We start from the raw sequence: 24680 nt of genomic DNA, 5'->3' as shown, positions 1-24680 counted from the left end.
TCTTAGCCTAGTACGGTGCCACCGTCTAGGCTTAAGGCATGACAGAACGCATCGTTTCCGCACGTGGACTCGCCACGATCCATTCCGACACCGTCCTCTCCGTCTGGTACCCGGTACTGAGCACCGGCGATACCCACGACACCGCCGAGGCGGCCGCCACCGCTCGCGCCGCCGACGACGGTCTCGACGCCCTTGTGGGCACCGATGAAGCTCGCGGCACCCGCTCAGAGGTCGTCACCACCACGATCGATCTCGACGCCGGTCCCGCCTCGGCGGCCGACGCCTACCTGCGTCTGCACGCACTGTCCCACCGCGTCGTGGCCCCCAACGACGTCAACCTCGACGGAATCTTCGGCCATATCGCCAATGTCGTGTGGACCTCCTTCGGCGCCTGCTCCCCCGAGGACTTCGAGGCCACTCGCGCCAAGCTCCTCGCCCGCGGCCCTGTTGCCGTGTACGGGCTCGACAAGTTCCCGCGGATGACGGACTTCGTCATCCCCTCCGGTGTGCGCATCGCCGACGCCGACCGTGTCCGCCTCGGCGCTCACCTGGCTCCCGGCACCACCGTCATGCACGAAGGCTTCGTGAACTTCAATGCCGGGACGCTCGGTTCGGCCATGGTCGAAGGCCGCATCTCCCAGGGCGTCGTCGTCGGAGACGGATCGGATATCGGCGGCGGAGCCTCGATCATGGGTACCCTCTCCGGCGGCGGCACGCACCGCATCTCCATCGGCTCGGGCAGCCTCCTCGGCGCGAACGCCGGTGTCGGCATCTCCATCGGCGATGACTGCGTCGTCGAAGCCGGTCTCTACATCACTGCAGGCACTCGCGTGACGGTCCCCGGCGAAGACGATGCCGTGGTCAAGGCCGCCGAGCTCAGCGGGAAGAACAACATCCTCTTCCGCCGCAATTCGGTCACCGGCACCGTCGAGGCGATCGCTCGCGACTCAAAGGGCATCGAGCTCAACCCCGACCTCCACTGATCGGCAGGCTGGCCGTTCGCAGCGACACCGCGCCGCGGCGCTGCGGCGCTACGTCGTTGTAGCGCTGAGCTGGCGAGTTGGCTGTAGCCGAATCGCCTGCGGTGAGCAGCCGAGGGCGCGTTCACATCATGTGGACGCGCCCTCAGCGCATTCACGCCCGTGCGTTCACCCTCCGAGTCAATCCCAATCCACCACTTCTGCGGCTTCGCCTGAGCCACCCCACGCTCTTCGCTGCGAGTCACCCTGCTGGTGGCAAAACACGTTGCGCGTGCCATAACGCCCCGTTCCTGCAGGAGGTTGTGGCACCAACGGTGACGCATGCCCAGGTGCGTGTAGGAGAAGCCACCACCAACGCACAGTGGCTCTACCGATGCGTGATGGCGAACGAAGGCCCACGGCGAGGACGTGATGGCGGCGGGAGGCCTGCCGGAGAAATGCACCTGCGAAAAAGGCAGCGCGGAACAGCGCAGCCGGTGCGGGGAAAGGGCAGCGGCGCGGGACGGCGCAGCCGGTGCGGGAGGGGAAAAGAGCAGCGGCGCGGGACGGACCTGGGAAGTTACGACTGTGCCGGGCCGGTCAATGCACAACGGCGCCGGGCAGAAGATTCTGCTCCGACGCCGTTGCGTCTGCGGGGGCTCAGCGTTCGCTGATGTCCTTGTAGTTACGGTTGTATTCGCCCGTGTAGATCTGGCGGGGACGGCCGATCTTCGTCTCGGGGTCCTTGATCATCTCGCGCCACTGGGCGATCCAGCCGGGTAGCCGGCCGACCGAGAAGAGCACGGTGAACATATTCGTCGGGAATCCGAGAGCCTTGTAGATGAGGCCCGTGTAGAAGTCGACGTTCGGGTAGAGCTTGCGCTCGACGAAGTAGTCGTCGGCCAGTGCGATCTCTTCGAGCTGCTGAGCCAATTCGAGCAGCGGGTCGCCGCCGGACCGGGCGAGAACCTCGTCAGCCGTCTTCTTGATGATCTTCGCGCGCGGATCGTAGTTCTTGTACACGCGGTGGCCGAAGCCCATGAGACGAACGCCGTCTTCCTTGTTCTTCACGCGCTCCATGAACTTCTTCGGTCCGTCATCGGAGGCCGCGATCTGCTCGAGCATCTCGAGCACTGCGGAATTCGCGCCGCCGTGCAGCGGTCCGGCCAGAGCGTTGACGCCAGCTGAGATCGACTGGAACACGTTGGCCTGCGACGAGCCGACGAGGCGAACCGTCGAGGTCGAGCAGTTCTGCTCGTGATCGGCGTGGAGGATGAACAGCTGATCCATGGCCTTGACCGCCAGCGGATCCGGTTCGTATTCCTCAGCAGGAACACCGAAGTTCACCCGCAGGAAGTTCTCCACGAGGCTCAGCGAGTTGTCCGGGTGGATGACCGGCAGGCCCATGTTCTTCCGATGCGCAAGTGCCGCGATGGTCGGCATCTTCGCGAGCAGACGGAACGACGAGGTGTCGATCTGGTCTTCGTCAAAGACATCGAGGTCATCTTGGTAGAACGTCGACAAAGCCGCGACGGCAGCTGCAACCATAGGCATCGGATGAGCGTCGTACGGGAACGCACGGAAGAAGCGCCGCAGGTCCTCGTGGACGATGGTGTGTCCGCGCAGGCGAGCGTCGAAGGCATCGTACTGTTCCTGAGTCGGCAGCTCACCGTAGATGAGGAGGTAGCAGACTTCGACGAAGTTCGACTGTTCCGCGAGCTGTTCGATCGGGTAACCGCGGTACTGCAGCTCACCGTTGTCACCATCGATGTAGGTGATGGACGACGAGGTGGTTGCAGTGTTGGCAAACCCGGGATCGTATGTGACCGCGCCGGTCTCTTTGAGCAGAGAACCGATACGGTATCCGTTGTTGCCCGCTGTTGCTGACACCTCGGGCAGTGTCAGCTCCGTATCAGCGATCCTGAGGTTCGCCTCCGAAGTCATTCGATCTCCTCACCGTTGACCGACCCCAAGAACTTCCTGAGGTGTTTTGCACAGTTCTTTCAAAGACTACCGACAACTGCGGGAATCAAAAAATCGCTGCACGCTTCATTTACTGGCTGGTAATACGTCTGAACAGGGCAGATAACAGTTTTTCGCCCTGCATGAAGTCTGAGCAGGAACTTAGCGGACGCTCGGAAACCGGCAACTTCCGCGCACGGTGTCCCACCCCCGCAATCATCTCGCGGCGGCCCGAAGACGCTCGGCCGCGGCGCGAATGCGTTCGTCGGTGGCGGTCAGCGCAATCCGCACATGGTCTGCAGCCGCCGCTCCGTAGAACTCGCCGGGACCCGCCACGATGCCGAGTTCGGCAAGGTCGGCCAGGGACTCCCAGCAGTTCTTGTCCACGGTCGACCACAGGTAGAGACCGGCGGTCGAATGGTCGATGCGGAATCCGTACTCTTCGAGACCAGTTCGCAGCTGCTCGCGCCGTGACCGGTAGGTCTCCTTCTGCGCCAGCACGTGCTCGGTGTCGCGGAGTCCGGCGACCATGGCTTCCTGAATCGGGAACGGCACGATCATTCCCGCGTGCTTGCGTGAGCGGGTGAGATCGGAGATGAGCTCGGCATCACCGGCGACGAACGCCGCGCGGTAGCCGGCGAGGTTCGACTGCTTCGACATCGAGTACACACTCAGCACACCGGCATTCGACTCCCCCGCAGCTGCAAGTACGCTCGGCGCCGGCGCATCGGATGCCCAATTGAGCAGTCCGTAGCATTCGTCCGATGCGACGACGACTCCGGCGGCACGAGCACGGCGAACCACCTCGGCGAGGGTGTCGACGTCGAGAACCTCCCCGGTCGGGTTGCTCGGTGTGTTGATCCACAGCAGACCGACACCGTCCAATGACTCCCCGTCGACGATCTGCGCGGCGTCGAGACGGCGGCATTCGACACCCGCGATCGTCGCACCCATCTCGTAGGTCGGGTAGGCGGCGGAGGGACAGGCGACGGCCAGTCCCCGCTCACGCAGCCCCAACAGGGTCGGCAGCCAGGCTACGAGCTCCTTGGAACCCACAGTCGGCAGGATCTCGGTGGCGGGATCGAGCTGAACCGAATGCCAGTTCTCGTACCACCAGGCGATGGCTTCACGAAGCTGTGCGGTTCCCGCGGTCGTCGGGTAGCCGTGCGCATCCCCTGCGTCCGACAGAGCACGCCGGATCACCTCGGGGGTGGGGTCCACCGGAGTGCCGATGGAGAGGTCACACACTCCGTCGGGATGCTCTGCGGCCCGGTCGCGGTATTCCGTGAGCCGGTCCCAGGGGTAGTCCGGGAGGTTGAGTCCGAAGGCGTTCGTCATCGGTCAGTCGTCGTGGTTCTGCGGCGGCAGGGCGGAGATGATCGGGTGGTCCTTGCCTGTGTTTCCGAGCTTCGCGGCACCGCCGGGCGAACCGAGGTCGTCGAAGAATTCGACGTTGGCCTTGTAGTACTCTTCCCACTCATCGGGCACATCGTCCTCATAGAAGATGGCCTCGACGGGGCACACCGGTTCGCATGCACCGCAGTCGACGCATTCGTCGGGGTGGATGTACAGGCTGCGTTCGCCCTCGTAGATGCAGTCGACGGGGCATTCGTCGATGCAGGCCTTGTCCTTGAGGTCGACACAGGGCTGGGCAATGATGTACGTCACTGGGCTGACTCCTCGAAAGACTCACAGATGGTGCGCATATACATCCCACAATACGCCTTCGCCCGATTCCCGTGACCACCGGTCTCAAGTGATTCGCATTGCATCTGAGATCCCGACCCACGCCTGCACCGGACCGGGGCGTGCGTGTCATAGGGTGGGAGGGCATCAATTTCGCGGAGGAAGGCCAGAAGTGGACGATCTGCAGCCCGGCAGACGAGTGGTCGTGCGGTATTCGCTCGCACCCGGTGACACCCATTCGACGTCGGACGCCCTCGGCGTCGTCACAGCCGTCGACGAGGCGGGACTCGAGATCGATACGAAGCGCGGGCCCCTGCGCATCGCTCGCGACCAGATCCTCCTCGTCCACGAGGTGCCCCCGGCTCCGACGAAGGCCGGGCGCACGCATGAGATCGTCTCCGCCGTGGATCTGCGGCGCATCTCGGCCGCCGCCTGGCTTCCCCACGACGTGTCCTGGCTGCACGTGGAGAATCTGCGCAACGAAGGCACCGAGGCGGCCGCCGAGGTCAGCCTGCTGCAGAAGGGCTGGCTGCTGCGGCATTCGGAATCCGCGACCCGGCGCGCCAATTCCTGCCTGCCCGTGACCGACACCGGACTCGGGTGGGAACAGGGACTCGATGCCGTCGAGGAGTGGTATCGGGCCCGAGGCAAGCCGAGCCGCGTCCAGATCTATTCCGCTGACGATTCCTCGACGCTGGCACCAGAATGTGAGGGGCTCGCTCCCCTGCTCTCAGCTCGCGGCTACATCCCTTCCGAGGCCACCCTTCTGCTCACCGGTGCCACGGCGGAGGCAGCCGGCGGTGCCTCCTCCCCCGCTGGGGCGGCCGCGTCAGGTCTGATCATCGACGTCTCCGATGCGCCGACCTCCGAGCATTTCGCCGCATGGACGTCACAGCGCAGCCCCGGTGAGGATTCGGGTTCGGCTCAGGCGTTCAAGACACTCATCGAAGCCGATCAGCCGTGTGAGTTCGTCACCGCCTATGCCGAGCATCCCGATGGATCCCGGACTATGGTGGCGGCCTGCAGGGTGGTCGAGCGCAGCAAATGGGGTGTCATCACCAACCTCATCACTCGTCCCGATCTGCGACGACGCGGTGCCGGGCGTTCGGTGGTCGCTGCCTCGGCGGCGCTGCTCGCTCAGCGGGGGGTCAGGTCCTACCTCGTCGACGTCGAGTCGAGCAATGAGGCGTCGCTGGGCCTCTTCGCCTCTCTCGGTGCGACAGTGCGTCACCGGTCCTGGTTCGCCGAAACACGCTGAACGGTCAGCCAGACGGAATCCTGTGAGGAGGGCTCAGCCCTTGCACTCGACCTTGTTCACCGGCCGGTAGACCGTGGTGAAGCCGTCCTTCGTGGTCTTGCCCGAAGCGATGTCCTTCATTGTTCGGGTGATCCGGATCGACCATCCGCCCTTAGGTGACTGCGGAGAGCACGATGGCCCGCTCTCGGTGACCGACCCCGGTGAGGTGTGGTTGAACCGGTCCGAGGCGTCTGCCGACACATCGTACTTCTTGACGCCGAAGACCTTAGCGTGGACCTCTCCGTCTTTGAGGTACATGTCGAGGACGACCGGAGTCTTCGAGTTGTTCGTGAACTTCATATCGATCGACGACCAGTCGAGGGTCGACTCGCGGCCCTCCGGGTAGCGGGAGATATAGCGCGAATGCGCCTGGTGTTCGTCGAGTTCGAAGCCGGCGAAGAACGCCGCATTGAACAGGGTCGTCGACACCTGTGAGACGCCGCCTCCGTAGTCTTCCTTCATCTGCCCTTCGGAGATCACGCCGGCAGGTTTGTAGCCGTTTGCGGCGTTGCGCTGGCCCAGAGCTTCATTGAGGGAGAACTGCTCACCGGGCTTGAGAACCGTGCCGGAGACCCTCTTCGCGGCCACCCGTAGGTTCGTATCGCGGTTGGGTTCCGAGCTGTAGCCGGTGGAGAAGTGTGACACGGTGTCGGAGACATCGGCCTTCTTCGCATCCTTCGTCGTGAACTCGGGTTTGACCGAGGCCAGTGTGACCGTGGGCTTGTCCTCCTTGCCGTTGATGGCGTCGGTGACCGCCCCGGTCAGTTCCTTGGCCTTGATTCCGATTCCATTGCGGGATGGCACGACCTCGGGCTTGCCGTCCTTGATCTCGAAGCTCGCGTCTTCGGCCGGTCGTCCGATGTCCTTGTTGGCGGCCAGCACGGCCTTCTGGAGAGCCTCCTGATCGAAGACAGGCTTGAGCTTCGAGTCCTCGGCTTTGAACGTCAGAGTCTTCGCGACGGTCTTCGGGGACACGGTGAGGTCGCCGCCTTTGACCTCCGAGTCCGCATCCTTCGCAGGCTTCGCCGTGATCGTGAGGTCCTTGCTCACGGCGTCTTTCGCGAATCCGTCAGCCATGTCTTCGGCTTCGGACGTGGTGATATCGGGATCGATACTCGTCGGACTGACCGGGAGAGTATCCTCGGTGCGCAGCCAATGATCGTCGACGGCGGCGCGCACGGCGGCGGTGTCGACGGTCTGGCCGTTCTTGCCGTCCTTGACCTTCGGTGTGGTCTTGTCGTACTCGAGTTCGGCGTCTTTGGGTTCGACGGCCAGTGACTCGGTGACCTTCGCGGTTTCCTTGTCGAACTTCTCCTCGTCGACCTTGATGACTGGGTCGACCTCATCTTCGCCGAACAGGCGGTCCCAGATGACGGTGGGGTCGAGGCTGAAGCCGGTGATGCGCTCGACTGTCGCTTCCGCGTCTAAGGTGATTCCGGCCTTCTCCGGGTTGAGCTTCGCCGTCGGCTCTCCGGCCTTGAGGACGATGTCCTGTTCCGCGTCATCGCGCAGGTCGTTGCGCAGGGTGTTCTCGGCGTCTGTCGCGGACTTGCCGCCGATGTCGATTCCGGCCACGGTCGTCCCCGGTGCGAGCATACGCCCGCTGAAGAAGCCGATCACCACATAGATGGCGGCCAGCACGACGACGGCCATGAGGATGAAGGGCCAGACCGACTTCTTCCGGGCAGCGCTGCCGGACGGATCGGGCCCGCCTGCGTTTGAGGTTCCATCGGACAGGGTATTGGTCGGCATCATTCTCCCGAGGGTGTCGATAACGACTGATTCGGTGCGGTTCGCACGAGTCTAGCGAGTGCGATCGCGCCCGCGCACGTTGATGAAGGAGAAGACAGCAGCCAGGACCATCGGTCCGAGCAGCCACACAACTGAACGAAGCAGTCCGGTGACGATCATATCGGCGCCGGGCAGCCACTTGGGCTGGCCGAAGACGAAGGACAGTACGGCAATGATCACGGCGGCGACCAGCATAGGGGCGCTGCTGCGATACATCGTCTTCAGGTGCCACAGCCCCGCAGCGGCCAGAGCCAGGGCCAGCGCGAGTCCCCATGGCAGGATGATCGGGGTGCCGCCGAGGCTGACGACCGTGACGTTGAGGTGCTGCATGGTGCCGAGGAAGGCGATGAGCAGTCCGAGCACAGCGGAGTGGAGGTAGGCGAAGATTCCCGGCTTCCGCGGTGCGCGACTCCGTCGCAGGGGCTGAGCCGCTGTATTCTCCTGAGCTTCGACCGCTGCGATGTCGAGGCCGGTGAGCACGTGCGGGGCCGGTCCGGTGTTGAGGATCTCGGACGGGATCGGAGTGCCTGCCCCGATCGAGAAGTATTCGCGGTCGCCGATCTTCTGACCGACACCGTTCGACAGGGCGAAGAAGCCGCCGGACACGCTCACCTGGGTGCGATGAGCCTCGAGTGCCGCCCGTTTGGCCGACAGCACCGCGCTGACGTCCTGGTCGATGACGAGCTGACCGACCGGCGGTTTGGCCGGGATCGTCTCGGCGGGGGCGAAGCCGGTGCCTGCGAAGCCTGCCTGGTGCGGGTCGAACGAACGACGGGCAACCTCGGTGGGGGTGTCGACGTAGAGCAGTCGACCGGTCCGCCATTCGGCGAAGTCGACCGCCGCGGTCGTGGCCTCATGCACCCGCACGTGGTCGGGGTGACCATAGCCCCCGTTGGCGGCGTAGGTGATGATCGCATGCGGTTCGAAGGCATCGATGACGGCAGCGATGTGTCTGGCCACGGTCGTGATGTCAGCTGCGCACAGGGCGTTGTCGGTCATCGATGACGCGGGCCGGGCATGACCGTCCGGCCCCCATTCCATTCCCGAATCCTCGAAGGTGCGCGTGGTCCCGCCGAGGAAGGTGTGCATGCGCACACCGAGAGCACGCATCGCCTCGGCGATCTCCTGCTCCCGGACCCGGGCGAGACCGCCCCGATCGCCCTCGAGCTGCTTCAGCTCTGCGGGGATGACCTCGCCGCCCTCACCGCGGGTGGCGGTGAGCACCATGACCTCGGCACCCTCGGAGACCAATTCGGCGATCGTGCCGCCCGTCGTGATCGTCTCATCGTCGGGATGAGCGTGCACGAAGAGGACGCGTGGCGTAACAGTCATTGGTTCCTGGGTGCTCGAGGTCATTCGGTGCTGCCGGATCAAGGATTCCGGCTCAGGCGTTCTGGCGGCGCATCTTCGCGTAGAGCTTTGCGCGTTCCTTCTGATCGAGTTCGACCTTGCGGATGCGGATGGCACCCGGGGTGACCTCGACGCACTCGTCCTCACGAGCGAACTCGAGGCTCTCCTCGAGGGTCAGCTTGCGCGGCGGAGTGAGGTTCTCGAAGCTGTCGGCAGAAGCCGAACGCATGTTCGTCAGCTTCTTCTCCTTCGTGATGTTGACGTCCATATCGTCGGCGCGCGAGTTCTCGCCGACGATCTGGCCCTCATAGACCTCGGAGGTCGGTTCGACGAAGAAGGTTCCCCGGTCCTGCAGGTTGATCATCGCGTACGGGGTCACTGTTCCCGCTCGGTCGGCCACGAGAGAGCCGTTGATGCGGAACTCGATATTGCCGGCCCACGGTCCGTATCCGGCCGAGATCGTGTTCGCGATTCCGGTGCCGCGGGTCTCGGTGAGGAACCGAGTGCGGAAGCCGATGAGGCCGCGGGCGGGAACCTTGAACTCCATCCGCACCCAGCCGGTACCGTGGTTCGTCATGGTCGACATGACGCCCTTGCGGGCAGCCAGCAGCTGAGTCACGGCGCCGAGGTAGTCCTCCGGCACGTCGACCGTGAGCTCTTCGAAGGGCTCGTGGACCTTGCCGTCGACCTGCTTGGTCACGACCTGAGGTTTGCCGACCGTGAGTTCGAATCCTTCACGGCGCATCTGCTCGACGAGGATGGCCAGGGCCAGCTCACCGCGACCCTGGACCTCCCAGGCGTCAGGGCGTTCGGTCGGGACGACCTTGAGCGAGACGTTGCCGACGAGCTCCTGGTCAAGGCGGTCCTTGACCATGCGGGCGGTGACCTTCGTGTTCTTCTCACGGCCGGCCAGCGGGGAGGTGTTGATACCCACGGTCATCGAGATCGCCGGATCGTCGATGACGATCGCCGGCATCGGCTTCGGATTGTTGATGTCGGTGAGCGTGTCACCGATCATGATGTCGGGAATGCCGGCCACTGCGACGATGTCACCGGCCGAGGCCTCCGTGGCGGGCACCCGGTCGAGACCCTGGGTCTCGAGCAGTTCGGTGATCTTCACCGAGCTGATCTCGTCACCGCGGGCCCAGGCGACCTGCTGGCCCTTCTTCAGCGTGCCGCCGAAGATGCGCAGCAGAGCCAGACGGCCGAGGAACGGCGAGGCGTCGAGGTTCGTGACGTGTGCCTGGAGGATGCCGTCGGAGTTGATCTCCGGTGCCGGGATCGTCTCGAGGATGGTCTTGAACAGCGGTTCGAGGTCGGGGTTGTCCGGGACCGCTCCATCGGCGGGCTGTTCGAGGGAGGCGGCACCTGCCTTCGCGGCGGCGAAGACGACGGGCACGTCGAGGACGGAGTCGACGTCGAGGTCGGGGACTTCGTCGGCGAGGTCGGAGGCCAGACCCAGGAGCAGGTCCTGAGCTTCCTCGACGACTCCGTCGATGCGGGCATCGGCACGGTCGGTCTTGTTGATCACGAGGATGACGGGCAGCTTCGCGGCCAGCGTCTTGCGCAGGACGAAGCGGGTCTGAGGCAGCGGACCTTCGGAAGCGTCGACGAGGAGGACGACTCCGTCGACCATGGACAGTCCGCGCTCGACCTCACCGCCGAAGTCGGCGTGGCCGGGGGTGTCGATGACGTTGATGACGATGGGGTCCTCGCCGGCCGAGGGGCCGTTGTAGAGGACCGAGGTGTTCTTCGCGAGAATGGTGATGCCCTTCTCGCGTTCGAGGTCGCCTGAATCCATGACGCGTTCGGCGAAGTCGCCGTGTTCGCTGAACACACCGGTCTGCCGGAGCATGGCATCGACCAGCGTGGTCTTGCCGTGGTCGACGTGTGCGACGATTGCTACGTTTCGGCGGTTTTCCCGTCGTGTGATGGCTTCAGTCATCAAGAACCTTTTTGAGATAGAGAGATCGGTCCAGCCCGGACCCAACAGACAATTATACGGCCACCCGCACGCTCTCGCGTGCAGGTGGCCGTCAGCTTGGGCGGACTCAGGCGTTCATCGTGGCTTCGAGGACCGCATCCCTGGCCTCCCGACGCTTGCGCTGCTCCTTCGGATCCGGAACCGGAACCGCAGACAGCAGACGCTGTGTGTACGGGTGGACGGGGTTCGACACGACCTGTGAGGACTTGCCGATCTCGACGAGGTAGCCGTGGCGCATCACCGCGATGCGCTCGGCGATGCGCTCGACCACGGCCAGGTCGTGGCTGATGAACAGACACGCGAAGCCGTATTCCTTCTGCAGGCCTTCGAACAGGTCGAGGACCTTCGCCTGCACGGACACGTCGAGCGCCGAGGTCGGCTCATCGGCGATGAGCAGCTTCGGTCTCAGGGTCAGGGCACGGGCGATACCGATACGCTGACGCTGACCGCCGGAGAGCTCATGCGGATAGCGGTTGCGCATCGAGGTCGGCAGTTCGACCGCGGTCAGCAGCTCCTCGACCCGCTTGCTCAGCGCCGGCCCTTTCATCCCCTCGTGGAGGTAGAGCGGCTCACCGATCGACTCTCCGACCGGCAGTCGCGGATTGAGCGAGGAACCGGGATCCTGGAACACGATCCCGACTTCCTTGCGCAGGGGCCTCATCTGCTTATTGCTCAGGCCCTTGATGCTCGTGCCGTTGACGACCATGTCGCCTTCGACGGTGGGCAGCAGTCCGAGAGCTGCGCGTCCGATCGTGGTCTTACCCGACCCCGACTCCCCCACCAGGCCCACGACTTCACCGGGGGCGATCATGAGATTGATGTGGTGAGCGGCGCGGAAGGCCTTCTTCCGTCCGATTGCGGGGTACTCGATCGCGGCATCACGCAGCTGCAGGGCGGAGGGCTTCGAGAAGTCCGCCTGCGAACCTGGATGGTAGTACGTCTCCGTGGAGTCCATCTCGATATCGGGGCGGTCCTGTGCCGTCACCTGAGCACGCGCCTCGGCCACGGCCATATCGGCGGCCCCTGCCTCGGAGAGACCGTCGCCGCCGGCCCCGGCGTCCGGCTGGCCGACCGGGTCATCGGCGTGCGACGCCTGATCGGAGGTGATATCGGACAGCGAGGCTTCGACATCGTCGATGCTGCCGCCGAATGCTTCGCTGTCGGTACCCGCACCGAGGTGGGGCACAGCCTCGAGCAGCTGCTTCGTATACGGATGCTGCGGGTTGTAGAAGATCTCCTCCGCAGTACCCGACTCGACCACCTTGCCGGCGCGCATGACGATGATGCGATCGGCCATATCCGCCACCACACCCATATCGTGCGTGATGAGGATGATGCCCGCATCGAGCTTCGACTTCAGTTCGCGCATGAGCTTGAGGATCTCGGCCTGCACCGTGACGTCGAGCGCCGTGGTCGGCTCATCGGCGATGAGCAGCTTCGGCTGACAGGCCAGAGCCTGCGCGATCATGATGCGCTGACGCTGACCGCCGGAGAGCTGGTGCGGGAACGAATGGAACCGATCCTCCGGATCAGGGATCTCCACCAGCCGCATGAGCTCGAGCGCCCGTTGCTTCGCCTCACTGGGACCGATGTCGAGGTGTACGCGAAGCGTCTCCACGATCTGGTATCCGGCGGTGTAGACCGGGTTGAGCGCAGTCATCGGCTCCTGGAAGATCACGGAGATGTCGTTGCCGCGCACGGCCTGCATCTTCTCCCGCGGCATGCCGATGAGTTCACGTCCGCCCAGCTTCGCTGAGCCGGTCGCACGGCCGTTGCTCGGCAGGAGACCGAGCAGGGACATGCTCGACTGCGACTTGCCCGAACCGGACTCGCCGACGATCGCCAGCACCTCGCCGGCATTGACCGTGTAGTCGAGGTGTTCGGCGGCCATCCACCATTCGTCACTGACCCAGAACTGGACTCCGAGGTCATTGACCTCGAGGATCGGGGAGCCCTTCTTCGGCTGGTTGTGTGCTTTCTTCTCGGCCATCACTTGGCCTCCTTCTGTGCCATGCGCTCGGCCTTCTTCATCTTCCTCCAGCTCGGGATGGTCTTCATCCGCGGATCGAACGCGTCGCGCAGACCGTCGCCGATGAAGTTCACACACAGAGCGATGACGATGATGAACAGGCCGGGCCACCAGAACAGCCACGGACGAGTGGCGAAGGAGGTCTGGTATTCGCTGATGAGCTGTCCCAACGAGATGCCGGGCGGTTTGATGCCGAAGCCGAGGTAGCTCAGCGAGGCTTCGAGCACGATCGCCTGACTCATGATCAGCGTCGTGTTGACGATGATGACGCCCATGGCATTGGGCAGCATGTGCTTGAACATGATCCGGAAGTCGCTGGCGCCGGCCACGCGAGCCGAGTCGACGAACTCGCGTTCGCGCAGCGACATGAAGTCACCGCGGACGAGACGTGCAAGACCCACCCAGAGGATGCAGCCCAGCGCCACACCGAGCAGCGGGCCGTTCGCTCCGCCGACGAGCACACCGAGGATCGATCCGACCACGATGACCGGCAGGATGACGAAGCCGTCGGTGATGCGCATGAGCACCGAGTCGACCCAACCGCGGTAGTAGCCCGCAACGGCACCGATGACCGTGCCGATGATCAGGCAGACGATGCCGATGATGAACATGACGACCAGCGAGATCTGCGTCCCCTTCATCACTCGGGCGAAGTTGTCACGACCGATCTCGTCCTGACCGAACGGGTGATCGCCGAGAGAGAAGAAGTTCGCGAACGACCAGGTCGGGGCTCCGCCAGGATTGACCACGGGCCCGGACGCCGTATGGCTGAACTTCCACCAACCGGGAATTCCCGCAAATCCCTGTGCGCTGAAGGCGAAGATCGCCACCAGCACGAGGACGACGATCGAGATCATCGCGCCTTTGTGGCGAAGGAACTTGCGCAGGACGATCTTGCCCTGGGAGAGACCTTCGGTCTCCTTCGACTCGATCGCATTGTCCCCGACTTCGTCGAGGGCGAGAGCGTTCTGTTTGTCGTTGTTGGTACTCATGCGTTCACTCGGATTCTCGGGTCGAGGACGGCGTAGAGGAAGTCCGCGACCAGGTTGGCGATGATGGCGAGCAGGCCGGTGATGAGGATGTAGGCCATGACCGGGTCGAGCTCTGCCTGTCTCAGCGAGTCGATGAAGAGCTTGCCCATGCCGTTCCAGCCGAAGATCGTCTCCGTGATGACGGCGCCGCCGATCATCGTGATAATGTCGACGGGAACGACGGAGGCCAATGGCAGCAGCGCATTGCGCATAGCGTGCCGCATGATCACCGTACGTTCGTTGAGACCTTTGGCTCGTGCCGTGCGGATGTAGTCCTGGCCCAGGACCTCGAGCATCGAGCCGCGGGTATAGCGGGTGTACGAGGCGAAGGAGATGAGGACGAGGGCGATCGACGGCAGCAGCAGGTGAGTGAACGAGTCTAGGTTCGTGATCCAGAAGTCGCCGTCGATATTCGGCGCCGATGCACCGATCGTCGCGATCGGACGATTGTTGATGGCCGGGTCGTCCGAATACTCCTGCCAGCCCTGCAGCACTTTGTCGGCGAAGATGAGCACTGCCACGATGATGGCCGTGAAGCTCGTCGTGCGCGCGGTATCCCAGGGATCCGGGCCACGGAATGCCAGACCGATGCCGACGGCGACGGCGATCGCAACGATGAAGAGCCCGAACATCCACAGCCAGTTCATGTCGACGTAGTAGAAGAGGTTCATCAGCGGCCAGTACAGCAGCGCGCCGACGACGACTGTGGTCAGCGTTGCGTAGAGGACGCGGCGGTTCTTCAGGCCCGTCGACAGGTACGTCATGACGATGGCCGCACCGGCGCCGATGACGACCACGCCGAGGAGGCCGATCGTCGGGTGCTGCATCCAGCCGCTGGCGAGGATGTAGTAGATGGTTCCGAAGGTGATGACCGCTGCGGCGACGAAGGTGATCATGCGACGCTTCGCGTTGCCGCCGAGCGCACCCATCCAGAACAGCCCCATGGCCACACAGCCGATGATGATCGGCCACCAGGATTCCAAGGTCGGATCGTTGATGAAGTTGTTGATGTCGATCGCTCCGTACTGCTTGAGCAGCACCGCCACCCAGAATACGGGCAGCGAGTAGAGGAGGAACGAGACGAAGGTGATGAAGTAGTCGAAGCCCGAGTACTGGCGGATGGCCGAGATCATGCCGACGGCGATGCCGAGGATGATGGCCACGATCGTCGAGGCGGTGATGAGCTTGATCGTGTTGACGATAGCGCCCTGCAGCTGGTCGGTGACCTCTTGGCCGGACTTCCAGGCGATGCCGAAGTCACATTGGCCGATGGCGCAGCCGCCGACGCCTGCCAGCCACTTGAAGTAGCGGACGACGGCGGGAGTGTCGAGGTCGAGGAGACGTCGACGCGACTCGTAGAGAGCCTCGATGTTCGGTGAGGTGCTCGAACGCAGATCCCAGAAGAAGTCGAGGGCGACGTTGAGCAGCAGGTAGAGGACGAAGGTGACGACGAGCAGCACGAGTGCCGTCGACAGCAGTCGTCTGAGGATGAATCTGATCATAATGGGGCTTCCGTTTCAATCTTCCGAAAACGCCGCTGTGGGGACCACACAGTGATCCCCACAGCAGCAAGGCTGGAGAAGAACCGATCGCGTCAGACGCGGATCAGTTGACTTCCCACTCCCAGTAGTTCCAAAAAATTGTCGGCGAAACAGTAGTCGACTTGGCATTCTTCAGCTTGTCCCGGTAAATGACGAGCTCTGGATGCTGGAACAGCGGTGCGCCGAAAGCGTCCTCGGTCAGCTGCTTTTCCAACTCGGTGGACAGCTTCGCGTGCTCGGATTCGGGAGCTCCGACGATCTTGTCGAGAATTTTGTCCGTCTTCTTGTTCGAGTAGCCGCCGTAGTTGTTCTGAGCTCCGGTGCGGTAGTTCGCATCGGAATCAGTGATACCGGTCGACTCCGATTGCCAGCCGAACAACGAGACGTCGTAGGTACCGTCGCCGAGGCGGGTGCCCCAGTTGACATCGCCGACGTCCTTGATCTTGAAGCCGGCCTTCTCGGCCGATTCCTTGATCAGCTGGAACTCCTGCTGACGACGCGAGTTCGTATTGTCGTACATGACGCGAACTGTCGGGCTGGAGACTCCGGCCTCCTTGAGCAGCTTCTTCGCACCGTCGACGTCGACTTCCTTGAGGTCTTCCATACCGTTGCCCTTGACGATCTCGTCGTACATTGGGGAGCCGGGGACCTGATTGAAGGAGTCACGAGTGACGGCCTTGTCATTGAGGGGCTTGATGATCTTGTCGACGATGTCCTGACGAGGGACGGTCCTGAGGAAGGCCTGACGAACCTTCTTCGCCTTGTCCTCGTCCCCGCCGTTGGCGGCCGGGTCGAAGGGTCCCTTGTTATCGAAAGTGAAGTCGACATGCTCATAGGTCGCACCATCGGCAGAATCGACGTTGACGCCGTCGATGTCTTCCGCGGCAGAGAGCACGTCCGCGGTCGCCTGCGGCTGGGTGAAGTCGACCTCGCCGTTCTCGATCGCCTGAACCATTGCCATCGGATCTCCGTTGTAACGGACGGTCACGGTGTTGACCTTCGGCTTGGTCGGGCCGGTGTACTTGTCATCGAGTTCGAGGGTGACGTACTGGCCCTCTTCGAACTTCGTCATCTTGTACGGGCCGTTATGGACGAGCAGGTCCTCGTCCTCCGGCATCGAGGTGAAGTCGAACCCCGTGTTCCAGGTGTTCGAGATCTTCGAGAGCTTCTCGGTGTCCTTGTCCTTGATGGCCTTGAGGATCGCTTCCTTGCCCTTCTCCGGGTCGTCGATCCCGAGAGCCTTCTTCGCAACAATATGGGAGGGAACTCCCACTCCGTTGGGCCCGATGCCGGCGAATCCGGTCTGCCAATCTGCGAACGGCTTGGAGAACTCGAAAGTGGCTTCCTTACCGTCGTCAGAGATCTCGGGGAAGTCCTTGACGAGTTTAGGGCCGATAGACGCCGAGTCGAAATAGACCGTCTTCGCGTCGTTCTCCTTCACCGATCCGTCGTCTTTGTTGTTCGATTCGACGGTGTTGAAGTTCGACGACGTGGCCGCCCAGGTCAGAGCGAGGTCCGCTGCGTCGACAGGGGTGCCGTCCGACCACTTTGCATCGTCGTTGAAGGTGTACTTGATCTTCAACGGGTCGTCTGAAACCTTCTCGAGCTTGCCAAGCGCGCCGTCCTGGACCTCGAGGTTGTCGTCGTAGTAGCCGAAGTTGTCATTCATCATATAGGTGAGAATGGCGTTCGACACAGCGTTGCCGTTGGCAGTCTGTGTGTTCATCGATCGGAACGATTCGTTCCAACCGATGTTCAGCTGGGAGTTCTTCGACGATTCACTGTCGTCGCCTCCACCAGGGGGTGTGCAGGCGGTGAGCACCATTGCAGCGGCAGCCACAGAGGCACCGGCCGCGAGGAAGCGCTTGTTCACGTTCTCTCCTTGTTGTTCTAGGGCGAGTCACCCTCGTACTTGCACCCCAAACCGGAGTGCATTCCGGTCACGTGAAACGGTTCGGCAGAGACCGAAGCGCATGTGACCGCGTTCATGTTTTTCACATGGAATGCATCAAAGTTAATTCACCCGAGACTGTGACCGAGTCCACATAATGAGCAATATTCTGAATTGTTACCGTTTCGAAACCAAGGGAACGGACAAGTTTTGCCCAGTCTCAATGGATAGGATGATCAGGTGGCTGACAGTGAGATAGATCGCAATGAGACCGAGCCGACCGTCGTACGGACGACGAGCTCGACGGCCCTCTTCTTCATCGTCGGAGGGCTCTGCGCCTTAGGCGTGCTCTCAATCCTCTTCGGCGACTTCACGCTGCGCGGTCTGGCCGCCGCAGGCATCCCTCTGGCCGTCGGCACCTTGGTCTTCGTCTGCTATCGGCATCCCCGCGTCGAGCTGCACAGACAGCAGCTCATCTTGGTCAATCCGCTGCAGACCGTGACGATTCCGTGGAACCTCGTCGACGGCTTCGAGACCCACTTCGGTCTGAGCGTGCGCACCCATGAGAAGAAGTTCGCATCATGGCCGCTGGCCGGCAAGGGCAAGAAGTGGGAGAAAGACGAGCACGGTATGCGCCGGCTCGTCGAGAATCCGAGCCCGGCCGTCGACACCGTGCTCGAGCGCTATTCGTCGCTCAGCGACGCAGAACTCGCCAACCCCGGTGGGCAGCGTGTCATCGAGACGAGATGGAACATCGGCATCATCGCCATGGGTCTCCTCGCGATCGTCTGGGCGCTCTTCGGCTTCGCAGCACTGCCGCGCTGACGGGCGAACTGCGGTCACCAGCCGCGTTCGCGCCATTCCCCCAGTTTCGGACGTTCCTCGCCCAGGGTCGTCGAGTCCCCGTGTCCGGGCAGAACGAGAGTCTCGTCCGGAAGTTCGCCGAAGACCCGCTCCTCGAGGTCGTCCATGAGAGAAGTGAAGTCCTCCGCCGACCAGGTCTTGCCCGGCCCGCCCGGAAACAGCGAGTCACCGGAGAACAGGATCGTCTGGCCCCCGTCGCGCAGGAGCAGCGCGATCGAACCGGGAGTGTGCCCGCGCAGAGCGATTGCCTGGAGGACGAATCCGCCGAAGTCCCCGACGTCGAGGTGGTCGACAGAATGCGCGATCTCCACTCCTTCCGCCTCGGTGATGGCGGCCGCGTCCGCGGCACCGGCGATCGTCATCGCCTCCGGATAGTTCGCCGAGGTGGCCGGCAGTGCCCGAATATGATCCCAGTGCTGGTGGGTGGTGATGATCGCCCTGAGCTTCGAGTCGGCCTCGGTGTCCTGGGCACCCGAGTCGATGAGTTCGGTGATCGCCTCGGCGTCGTCGGCGGCGTCGATGAGCACCTGGGAACCGGTCTCTTTGGCAGTGAGCAGATAGACGTTGTTCGCCATCTCGGAGACCGCGATAGAGCGGATGATGACGTGCTCGGTTTCGATCGTGTGCATTTCCAAACTCCTCAATCTGTGCTGATGCTGCGAACTGTTCAGGGACAGGTCACCAGGCTCCGCGGGTGTACTGCGGAGGGTAGGGTCCGGGTTCGACTCCGAGGACATGGGCGGCCCGCTGCGGCCAGGAAGGTTCACGCAGGGCTGCTCGGGCCATGAAGATCGCATCGGCCTGTCCCGTGCTGAGGATGGTCTCGGCCTGCTTCGGATCGGTGATGAGTCCGACGGCGCCGGTCGGCACGCCCTTGGCGCGGATCGCGGCGGCCAGCGACACCTGGTATCCGGGACCGATGGGGATCCGCGCCGGATAGTTGCCGCCCGAGGAGACGTCGATGAGGTCGACTCCGGCCTCCGACAGCGCACGACTGACCTCTGCGGCTTCGGCGATGTCGAATCCTCCGTCGGTCCATTCGCTGGCCGAGATGCGCACGAAGACGGGCACCTCGTCACCGACTTCGGCGCGCACGGCCGTATAGATCTCATGGAGCAGTCGGGACCGGCCGGCGAGATCGCCGCCGTATTCGTCGCTGCGCTGGTTCGACAGTGGTGACAGGAAGGAATGGAGCAGATAGCCGTGGGCCGCGTGGAGTTCGACGAGGTCGAACCCGGCGTCGATCGCACGGCGGGCAGCAGCTGCGAAGGCGGCGACTACCTCGGCGATGTCGTCCTTCGTCATCTCCACGGGCTCTGCCAGCTCCGGATAGGCGATGGGGCTGGCGCTGAGTGTCGACCATCCGCCCTCGGACTCGGGGACGCTGCCCTTCGGTTCACCGGTGAAAGGACGATAGGTGCTGGCCTTGCGGCCGGCATGGGCGAGCTGAATGCCGATGATACTGCCCTGGGAGTGTACGAAGTCAACGACGGCCGACCATGACTCTGCCTGGTCGTCATTCCAGATTCCGGCGTCCTGTGGTGAGATTCGACCTTCGGGGACGACTGCGGAGGCTTCGGTGAGGATGAGCCCGAATCCGCCCTGCGCCCGGGCACCGAGATGGACGAGATGCCAGGGGCCGGGCATGCCGTCTTCAGCTTCGCAGGAGTACTGGCACATCGGGGAGAGCCAGATGCGATTGGGAATCTCGGTTCCGCGCAGGGTCAGCGGTTCGAATAGCTCAGTCATGATTTCAGTCTGCCAGTTCCGCCCGGAATCAGACACCGGTCCCGAATACCGGAACGGCGAAGATGCCGCGGTCCGCGCCCCATTAGAGCTGGCCGCAGAACTCCTGGATGTGGTCGACGACGATCTCGGGGTGTTCGACCATCGGCAGGTGAGCGGAGTCCGGGATCGTGACGAAGCGTGCGTCCTCGATCTGCTCGGCCAAGGACGACATCGCTTCGGGGGTGCAGCCGGGGTCCTGGGCGCCGGCCATAACGAGCGTCGGGGTGGTGATCGAGCCGAGCTTTCCGCTCAGATCGTAGGTCTTCAGCGCCGAGGCGGCCGTGATGTAGGCCTCGTCATCGACCAGGGCGAGGTCGGACAGGATGAGGTGACCGGTGGCGATGTCCTCGCCGAGGAACCCGGCGGCGAACCACCGATCGGCGGTGTCATCGACAAGTCCCTTGGTGCCGTCGGCGCGGACTTCTCCGATGCGTTCGTCCCAGGATTCCGGAGTGCCGAACTTCTCGGCCGTCGCACAGGCGACGAGTCCGGTCAGCGATTCGGGGTGGTTGAGCGCCAGGGTCAGACCGACGCCGCCGGAGATCGAGACTCCGCAGTAGACGAAGGACTCCACCCCGAGCTCGGCGAGGGACTCGACGACACCGGAAGCCAGCGCTTCGACTGTCAGCGGGGCGGCCGCCTCGGCGAGGGAGTCGCCGGCAGGAAGGGTATGTCCGGGAAGGTCGGTGAGGTAGATCTGGAAATCGTCGGCCAGACGCGCGGCCACGGAGGTCCACAAAGGCATCCGAGTGCCCAGGGCGTTGCCGAAGACGAGGACGGGAGAACCGGGATTGTCGTTGAAGGCACGAACGGCGATGCGCATGGAGGCTCCTTGAGAACTGAGGATGCGAGGGAGTTTCGACTGGATCGACGGAAATCGACGAACTGGATTCGACGGGGAAGCTGTGTCGGGATCGGTCAGGAGTCTGTCGTTGACAGCCTACCGCCGGAGTACTCGAGATAACAGCTCGGGCACAGTGACTCATAGGTCACGGAATTGCCGTCGATGGCAACCTGATCGCCGTCGAAGATGAACGCTCCGTCGACAAGGCGGCCGTTGAACATCGCCTTGCGGCCGCAGCGGCAGATCGTCTTGAGTTCCTCGAGGGTGTGGGCGATCTCGAGCAGTCGCGCTGAACCGGGGAATGCCTTCGTCTGGAAGTCTGTGCGGATTCCGTAGCACATCACCGGCACCGAGGCGGTGGTGGCGATCCGCATGAGCGAATCCACTTGGACGGGGCTGAGGAACTGCGCTTCGTCGATGAGCAGGCACGCGACCGGGATCTTCGGGGCGTCGATGGATTCGATGAGGGCATCGTGGTCGACGTAGTCGGCATGTTCGGCATAGATCCGCTCCACGTCACCGTCGGCGGGGATGACGAAGTCGACCTCACGGGTGACGCCCAATCGGGACACGATCTGCGATGCGCCTTTGGTGTCGATCAGCGGCTTGGCCAGCAGAACGCGCTGGCCGCGTTCCTCGTAGTTGAAGGCCGCTTGCAGAAGAGCGGTCGACTTGCCGGAATTCATCGCCCCGTACCGGAAGTAGAGTTTGGCCACTGTCGTCCTCTTTCTGTTGTCCGTGCCGACACAGAAGACTACCGGGTGCCACCTGGGGATGTGAGCACCATCATCGGCCGCGGCCGCCTACCGAAATGGCCCAGAAGGTAGGATGGAGGGCGATAAACCCCAAGAAGATGCGGAGTGGTCCTTAACTATGGCTAAAATCATTTACACGCGCACGGATGAAGCGCCGCTTCTGGCGACGTATTCGCTCAAGCCGATCATCGAAGCCTTCGCCACGTCGGCCGGTGTCGAGGTTGAGACCAGAGACATCTCTCTCGCCGCACGCGTGCTGGCCCAGTTCAACGACCGTCTGCCTGAAGACCAGCAGGTCGGCGACGCACTCGCGGAGCTGGGCGATCTCGCCAAGACCCCCGATGCCAACATCATCAAGCTTCCCAACATCTCGGCTTCCGTCCCGCAGCTGAAGGCGACGATCACCGAACTGCAGTCCCAGGGCTACGACCTGCCCGCCTACCCGGAAGAGCCTTCGACCGATGAGGAGAAGGACGTTCGGGCACGCTACGACAAGGTCAAGGGTTCGGCCGTCAACCCGGTGCTGCGTGAGGGCAACTCCGACCGTCGCGCTCCGCAGGCAGTGAAGAACTTCGCCAAGGCCCACCCGCATTCGATGGGCGAATGGTCCAAGGACTCGAAGACCCGCGTCGCCACGATGGGCGCAGACGACTTCCGCGACAACGAGAAGTCTGTGATCATCGAGGCCGATGACACCCTGTCGATCCGCCTGCGCACCGCTGCGGGAGAGACGAAGGTCCTCAAGGAGTCCCTGCCCGTCCTGGCCGGCGAGATCGTCGATTCGACGAAGATGAACGCCGCCGCCCTCGACGAATTCGTCAAGGACCAGATCGCCGCGGCCAAGGCCGACGGCGTCCTCTTCTCCGTCCACCTCAAGGCCACGATGATGAAGGTCTCCGACCCCATCCTCTTCGGCAAGGTCATCGAAGCTTTCTTCCCCGACGTCTTCGCCGAGTACGGTGACGTCCTCGCCGAGGCGGGACTGACCTCCGACAACGGACTGGCCGCCATTCTCGCCGGGCTCGACACCCTGCCTGCCGACGCAGCTGCCGGAGTCAAAGCCGGAATCGAGAAGGGTCTGGCCGACGGGCCCGACCTGGCCATGGTCAACTCGCACAAGGGCATCACGAACCTCCACGTGCCCTCCGACGTCATCGTCGATGCCTCGATGCCGGCGATGATCCGCGTCGGCGGCAAGATGTGGAACAAGGATGACCAGACCCAGGACACCCTGGCCGTCATCCCCGACTCCTCCTATGCCGGCGTCTACCAGACCGTAATCGAGGACTGCCAGGCCAAGGGCGCCTTCGACCCGCGGACCATGGGCACCGTGCCCAACGTCGGTCTCATGGCGCAGAAGGCCGAAGAGTACGGCAGCCACGACAAGACCTTCGAGATCCCGGAGGCCGGAACCGTCGAGGTCGTCAACTCAGCCGGCGATGTGCTCATGAGCCACGAGGTCGCTGCCGGTGACATCTGGCGTGCTTGCCAGACGAAGGACATCCCCGTCCGCGACTGGGTCAAGCTCGCCGTCACCCGTGCCCGCCTGTCCGAGACTCCGGCCGTGTTCTGGCTCGACGAGACCCGCGCCCACGACCGCAACATCATGTCGAAGGTCGAGGAATACCTCAAGGACCACGACACCGAGGGTCTGGACATCCGCATCATGAACCCGGTGGAGGCCACTCAGTTCTCCATCGACCGCATCCGTGAGGGCAAGGACACCATCTCGGTGACCGGCAACGTCCTCCGCGACTACAACACCGACCTGTTCCCGATCCTCGAGCTCGGCACCTCGGCGAAGATGCTCTCCGTCGTTCCCCTCATCGCGGGCGGCGGACTGTTCGAGACCGGTGCCGGCGGCTCGGCTCCGAAGCACGTCGAGCAGCTCGTCGAGGAGAACCACCTGCGCTGGGACTCCCTCGGTGAGTTCCTCGCTCTGGCAGAGTCCTTCCGTCACGAGTTCAACGTCCACGGAAACGAGCGGGCCGGCGTGCTGGCCGACACCCTCGACGCCGCGACCGGCAAGTTCCTCGAAGAGAACAAGTCGCCGTCGCGCAAGGTCGGCGAGATCGACAACCGCGGCAGCCACTTCTACCTCACTCTGTACTGGGCGCAGCAGCTGGCCGAGCAGACCGCGGACGAAGCTCTGGCCGAGGCCATCTCCCCCGTGGCGAAGGCACTGGCTGAGAAGGAGGACGCCATCGTGACCGAGCTCCTCGAGGTTCAGGGCAGCCCGGTCGACCTGGGTGGCTACTACTACCCGAACGACGCGAAGACCGAAGCCGTCATGCGCCCTTCGGCCACGCTCAATGAGATCATCTCCTCGCTGAGCAAGACCGTCTGATCAACTGATCGACAACGCTTAGGAAAGAGTCCCGGCAGCCGCTGCCGGGACTCTTTCTGCAAACCTGCCTTATGCGCCCCATCAGCAGTTATGATGGGGCGCATGAGTACTCAAGACCCGCGTGGCGATTCGCAGACGCCCGAAGAGCTCCTGGCCGAAACCGATTCAGTCCTCGGCAGCGATACTCCCGCGACGGGCGAGACCGCTGCGGTGGACAAGACCCGAGAGATGTCCCCGCAGGAGAGGCATGAGCAGACTCAGCCACCGTCGGGACACACCGGTGAACTGCCGTCGACGAAGGCCGGATCCGGAATGTCGGCGGGAATGTGGGGCTCCCTCATTCTCGGGGCCGTCATCGTCGTCCTGCTGCTCATCTTCATTCTGCAGAACAATGTCCCGGCCGAGTTCAAGTACTTCGGCTGGCAGTTCGAACTGCCCCTGGGCGTGGCGATGCTCTTCGCTGCGATCGGCGGCATCCTCATCGCCGGAATCATCGGTTCGGTGCGGATCTTCGTGCTGGGCCGCAAGCTGAAGAAGATCAACAAGGCCCTGGGCCGCTGA

19 protein-coding genes are annotated in these 24680 nt (G+C 63.4%); 5 read left to right on the top strand and 14 right to left on the bottom strand.

The window, feature by feature from the left end:
- Window positions 1-38 precede the first annotated feature (38 nt).
- Complete coding sequence (gene dapD, locus HK353_RS05915) at window positions 39-983, top strand: 2,3,4,5-tetrahydropyridine-2,6-dicarboxylate N-succinyltransferase (protein ID WP_173153793.1); 945 nt, start codon at window positions 39-41, stop codon at window positions 981-983.
- A 636-nt stretch (window positions 984-1619) separates the two neighbouring features.
- Here the strand turns inward: dapD and HK353_RS05910 are convergent.
- The 3 genes from HK353_RS05910 to fdxA form a co-directional block, all read right to left on the bottom strand.
- Window positions 1620-2903 (bottom strand): citrate synthase, encoded by a 1284-nt coding sequence (locus tag HK353_RS05910; protein ID WP_101544913.1) that lies wholly within the window; start codon window positions 2901-2903, stop codon window positions 1620-1622.
- A 234-nt stretch (window positions 2904-3137) separates the two neighbouring features.
- Window positions 3138-4259: a succinyldiaminopimelate transaminase gene (dapC, locus tag HK353_RS05905; protein WP_173153790.1), complete on the bottom strand. Its 1122-nt coding sequence runs from the start codon at window positions 4257-4259 to the stop codon at window positions 3138-3140.
- 3 nt (window positions 4260-4262) lie between these two features.
- Window positions 4263-4589, bottom strand: coding sequence for a ferredoxin (gene fdxA / locus HK353_RS05900; protein WP_025776980.1), 327 nt, complete (start codon window positions 4587-4589; stop codon window positions 4263-4265).
- Between the two features lie 190 nt (window positions 4590-4779).
- Between fdxA and HK353_RS05895 the strand changes: the two genes are divergently transcribed.
- Window positions 4780-5865 carry a GNAT family N-acetyltransferase gene (locus HK353_RS05895; RefSeq protein WP_173153787.1) on the top strand — a complete coding sequence of 362 codons (1086 nt, stop codon included), beginning with the start codon at window positions 4780-4782 and terminating at the stop codon, window positions 5863-5865.
- Between the two features lie 33 nt (window positions 5866-5898).
- Here the strand turns inward: HK353_RS05895 and HK353_RS05890 are convergent, their stop codons facing one another.
- The 7 genes from HK353_RS05890 to HK353_RS05860 all read right to left on the bottom strand — a co-directional run bounded on the left by HK353_RS05890 (window position 5899) and on the right by HK353_RS05860 (window position 17503).
- Entirely contained in the window at window positions 5899-7659 is a 1761-nt protein-coding gene (locus tag HK353_RS05890) for a VanW family protein (protein ID WP_245395819.1), read from the bottom strand.
- 48 nt (window positions 7660-7707) lie between these two features.
- The gene (locus HK353_RS05885; protein WP_173153785.1) at window positions 7708-9027 is read right to left on the bottom strand and encodes a PIG-L family deacetylase; all 1320 of its coding nucleotides are present in this window, start codon (window positions 9025-9027) and stop codon (window positions 7708-7710) included.
- A gap of 52 nt (window positions 9028-9079) precedes the next feature.
- Window positions 9080-10990 (bottom strand): translational GTPase TypA, encoded by a 1911-nt coding sequence (gene typA, locus HK353_RS05880; RefSeq protein WP_139466927.1) that lies wholly within the window; start codon window positions 10988-10990, stop codon window positions 9080-9082.
- A 106-nt stretch (window positions 10991-11096) separates the two neighbouring features.
- Window positions 11097-13019 (bottom strand): ABC transporter ATP-binding protein, encoded by a 1923-nt coding sequence (locus HK353_RS05875; protein WP_173153782.1) that lies wholly within the window; start codon window positions 13017-13019, stop codon window positions 11097-11099.
- The gene (locus HK353_RS05870; protein ID WP_173153779.1) at window positions 13019-14050 is read right to left on the bottom strand and encodes an ABC transporter permease; all 1032 of its coding nucleotides are present in this window, start codon (window positions 14048-14050) and stop codon (window positions 13019-13021) included. The genes HK353_RS05875 and HK353_RS05870 overlap by 1 nt, the downstream gene beginning before the upstream one ends.
- Window positions 14047-15591 (bottom strand): ABC transporter permease, encoded by a 1545-nt coding sequence (locus tag HK353_RS05865; RefSeq protein WP_173153776.1) that lies wholly within the window; start codon window positions 15589-15591, stop codon window positions 14047-14049. The genes HK353_RS05870 and HK353_RS05865 overlap by 4 nt, the downstream gene beginning before the upstream one ends.
- 103 nt (window positions 15592-15694) lie before the next feature.
- A complete protein-coding gene (locus tag HK353_RS05860) occupies window positions 15695-17503 on the bottom strand; it encodes an ABC transporter substrate-binding protein (RefSeq protein WP_173153773.1) in 1809 nt (602 codons plus the stop codon).
- Between the two features lie 258 nt (window positions 17504-17761).
- On the opposite strand from HK353_RS05860, the gene HK353_RS05855 reads away from it, so the two are divergent.
- Entirely contained in the window at window positions 17762-18346 is a 585-nt protein-coding gene (locus HK353_RS05855) for a hypothetical protein (RefSeq protein WP_173153770.1), read from the top strand.
- Window positions 18347-18360: 14 nt separating this feature from the next.
- On the opposite strand, the gene HK353_RS05850 is transcribed toward HK353_RS05855, so the two are convergent.
- From HK353_RS05850 to HK353_RS05835, 4 genes are all read right to left on the bottom strand, one after another.
- Complete coding sequence (locus HK353_RS05850) at window positions 18361-19014, bottom strand: MBL fold metallo-hydrolase (RefSeq protein WP_173153767.1); 654 nt, start codon at window positions 19012-19014, stop codon at window positions 18361-18363.
- 49 nt (window positions 19015-19063) lie between these two features.
- The gene (locus HK353_RS05845) at window positions 19064-20134 is read right to left on the bottom strand and encodes an NADH:flavin oxidoreductase/NADH oxidase (RefSeq protein WP_173153764.1); all 1071 of its coding nucleotides are present in this window, start codon (window positions 20132-20134) and stop codon (window positions 19064-19066) included.
- Window positions 20135-20216: 82 nt separating this feature from the next.
- The gene (locus tag HK353_RS05840) at window positions 20217-20996 is read right to left on the bottom strand and encodes an alpha/beta fold hydrolase (protein WP_173153761.1); all 780 of its coding nucleotides are present in this window, start codon (window positions 20994-20996) and stop codon (window positions 20217-20219) included.
- Window positions 20997-21091: 95 nt separating this feature from the next.
- Window positions 21092-21733, bottom strand: coding sequence for a thymidine kinase (locus tag HK353_RS05835; protein WP_173153758.1), 642 nt, complete (start codon window positions 21731-21733; stop codon window positions 21092-21094).
- A 157-nt stretch (window positions 21734-21890) separates the two neighbouring features.
- Between HK353_RS05835 and HK353_RS05830 the strand changes: the two genes are divergently transcribed.
- Both HK353_RS05830 and HK353_RS05825 read left to right on the top strand, forming a co-directional pair.
- On the top strand, window positions 21891-24119 hold the full coding sequence (locus tag HK353_RS05830) for an NADP-dependent isocitrate dehydrogenase (protein ID WP_173153755.1): 2229 nt from the start codon (window positions 21891-21893) through the stop codon (window positions 24117-24119).
- A gap of 102 nt (window positions 24120-24221) precedes the next feature.
- On the top strand, window positions 24222-24680 hold the full coding sequence (locus HK353_RS05825; protein WP_173153752.1) for a LapA family protein: 459 nt from the start codon (window positions 24222-24224) through the stop codon (window positions 24678-24680).

This window comes from Brevibacterium permense (genome assembly GCF_013280495.1).
Lineage (GTDB): Bacteria > Actinomycetota > Actinomycetes > Actinomycetales > Brevibacteriaceae > Brevibacterium > Brevibacterium permense.
Note: the sequence above shows the minus strand (reverse complement) of the source record. Positions and strands in the feature narration are given on the sequence as shown.

What these genes read in the sequence shown, in the direction of transcription:
- dapD (WP_173153793.1), top strand. Translation starts at nt 39, where the DNA reads ATGACAGAACGCATCGTTTCCGCACGTGGACTCGCCACGATCCATTCC.
- dapC (WP_173153790.1), bottom strand. Translation starts at nt 4,259, where the DNA reads ATGACGAACGCCTTCGGACTCAACCTCCCGGACTACCCCTGGGACCGG.
- HK353_RS05850 (WP_173153767.1), bottom strand. Translation starts at nt 19,014, where the DNA reads ATGCACACGATCGAAACCGAGCACGTCATCATCCGCTCTATCGCGGTC.
- HK353_RS05825 (WP_173153752.1), top strand. Translation starts at nt 24,222, where the DNA reads ATGAGTACTCAAGACCCGCGTGGCGATTCGCAGACGCCCGAAGAGCTC.
- HK353_RS05890 (WP_245395819.1), bottom strand. Translation starts at nt 7,659, where the DNA reads ATGATGCCGACCAATACCCTGTCCGATGGAACCTCAAACGCAGGCGGG.
- HK353_RS05885 (WP_173153785.1), bottom strand. Translation starts at nt 9,027, where the DNA reads ATGACTGTTACGCCACGCGTCCTCTTCGTGCACGCTCATCCCGACGAT.
- HK353_RS05875 (WP_173153782.1), bottom strand. Translation starts at nt 13,019, where the DNA reads ATGGCCGAGAAGAAAGCACACAACCAGCCGAAGAAGGGCTCCCCGATC.
- HK353_RS05830 (WP_173153755.1), top strand. Translation starts at nt 21,891, where the DNA reads ATGGCTAAAATCATTTACACGCGCACGGATGAAGCGCCGCTTCTGGCG.
- HK353_RS05870 (WP_173153779.1), bottom strand. Translation starts at nt 14,050, where the DNA reads ATGAGTACCAACAACGACAAACAGAACGCTCTCGCCCTCGACGAAGTC.
- HK353_RS05910 (WP_101544913.1), bottom strand. Translation starts at nt 2,903, where the DNA reads ATGACTTCGGAGGCGAACCTCAGGATCGCTGATACGGAGCTGACACTG.
- HK353_RS05845 (WP_173153764.1), bottom strand. Translation starts at nt 20,134, where the DNA reads ATGACTGAGCTATTCGAACCGCTGACCCTGCGCGGAACCGAGATTCCC.
- HK353_RS05865 (WP_173153776.1), bottom strand. Translation starts at nt 15,591, where the DNA reads ATGATCAGATTCATCCTCAGACGACTGCTGTCGACGGCACTCGTGCTG.
- typA (WP_139466927.1), bottom strand. Translation starts at nt 10,990, where the DNA reads ATGACTGAAGCCATCACACGACGGGAAAACCGCCGAAACGTAGCAATC.
- HK353_RS05840 (WP_173153761.1), bottom strand. Translation starts at nt 20,996, where the DNA reads ATGCGCATCGCCGTTCGTGCCTTCAACGACAATCCCGGTTCTCCCGTC.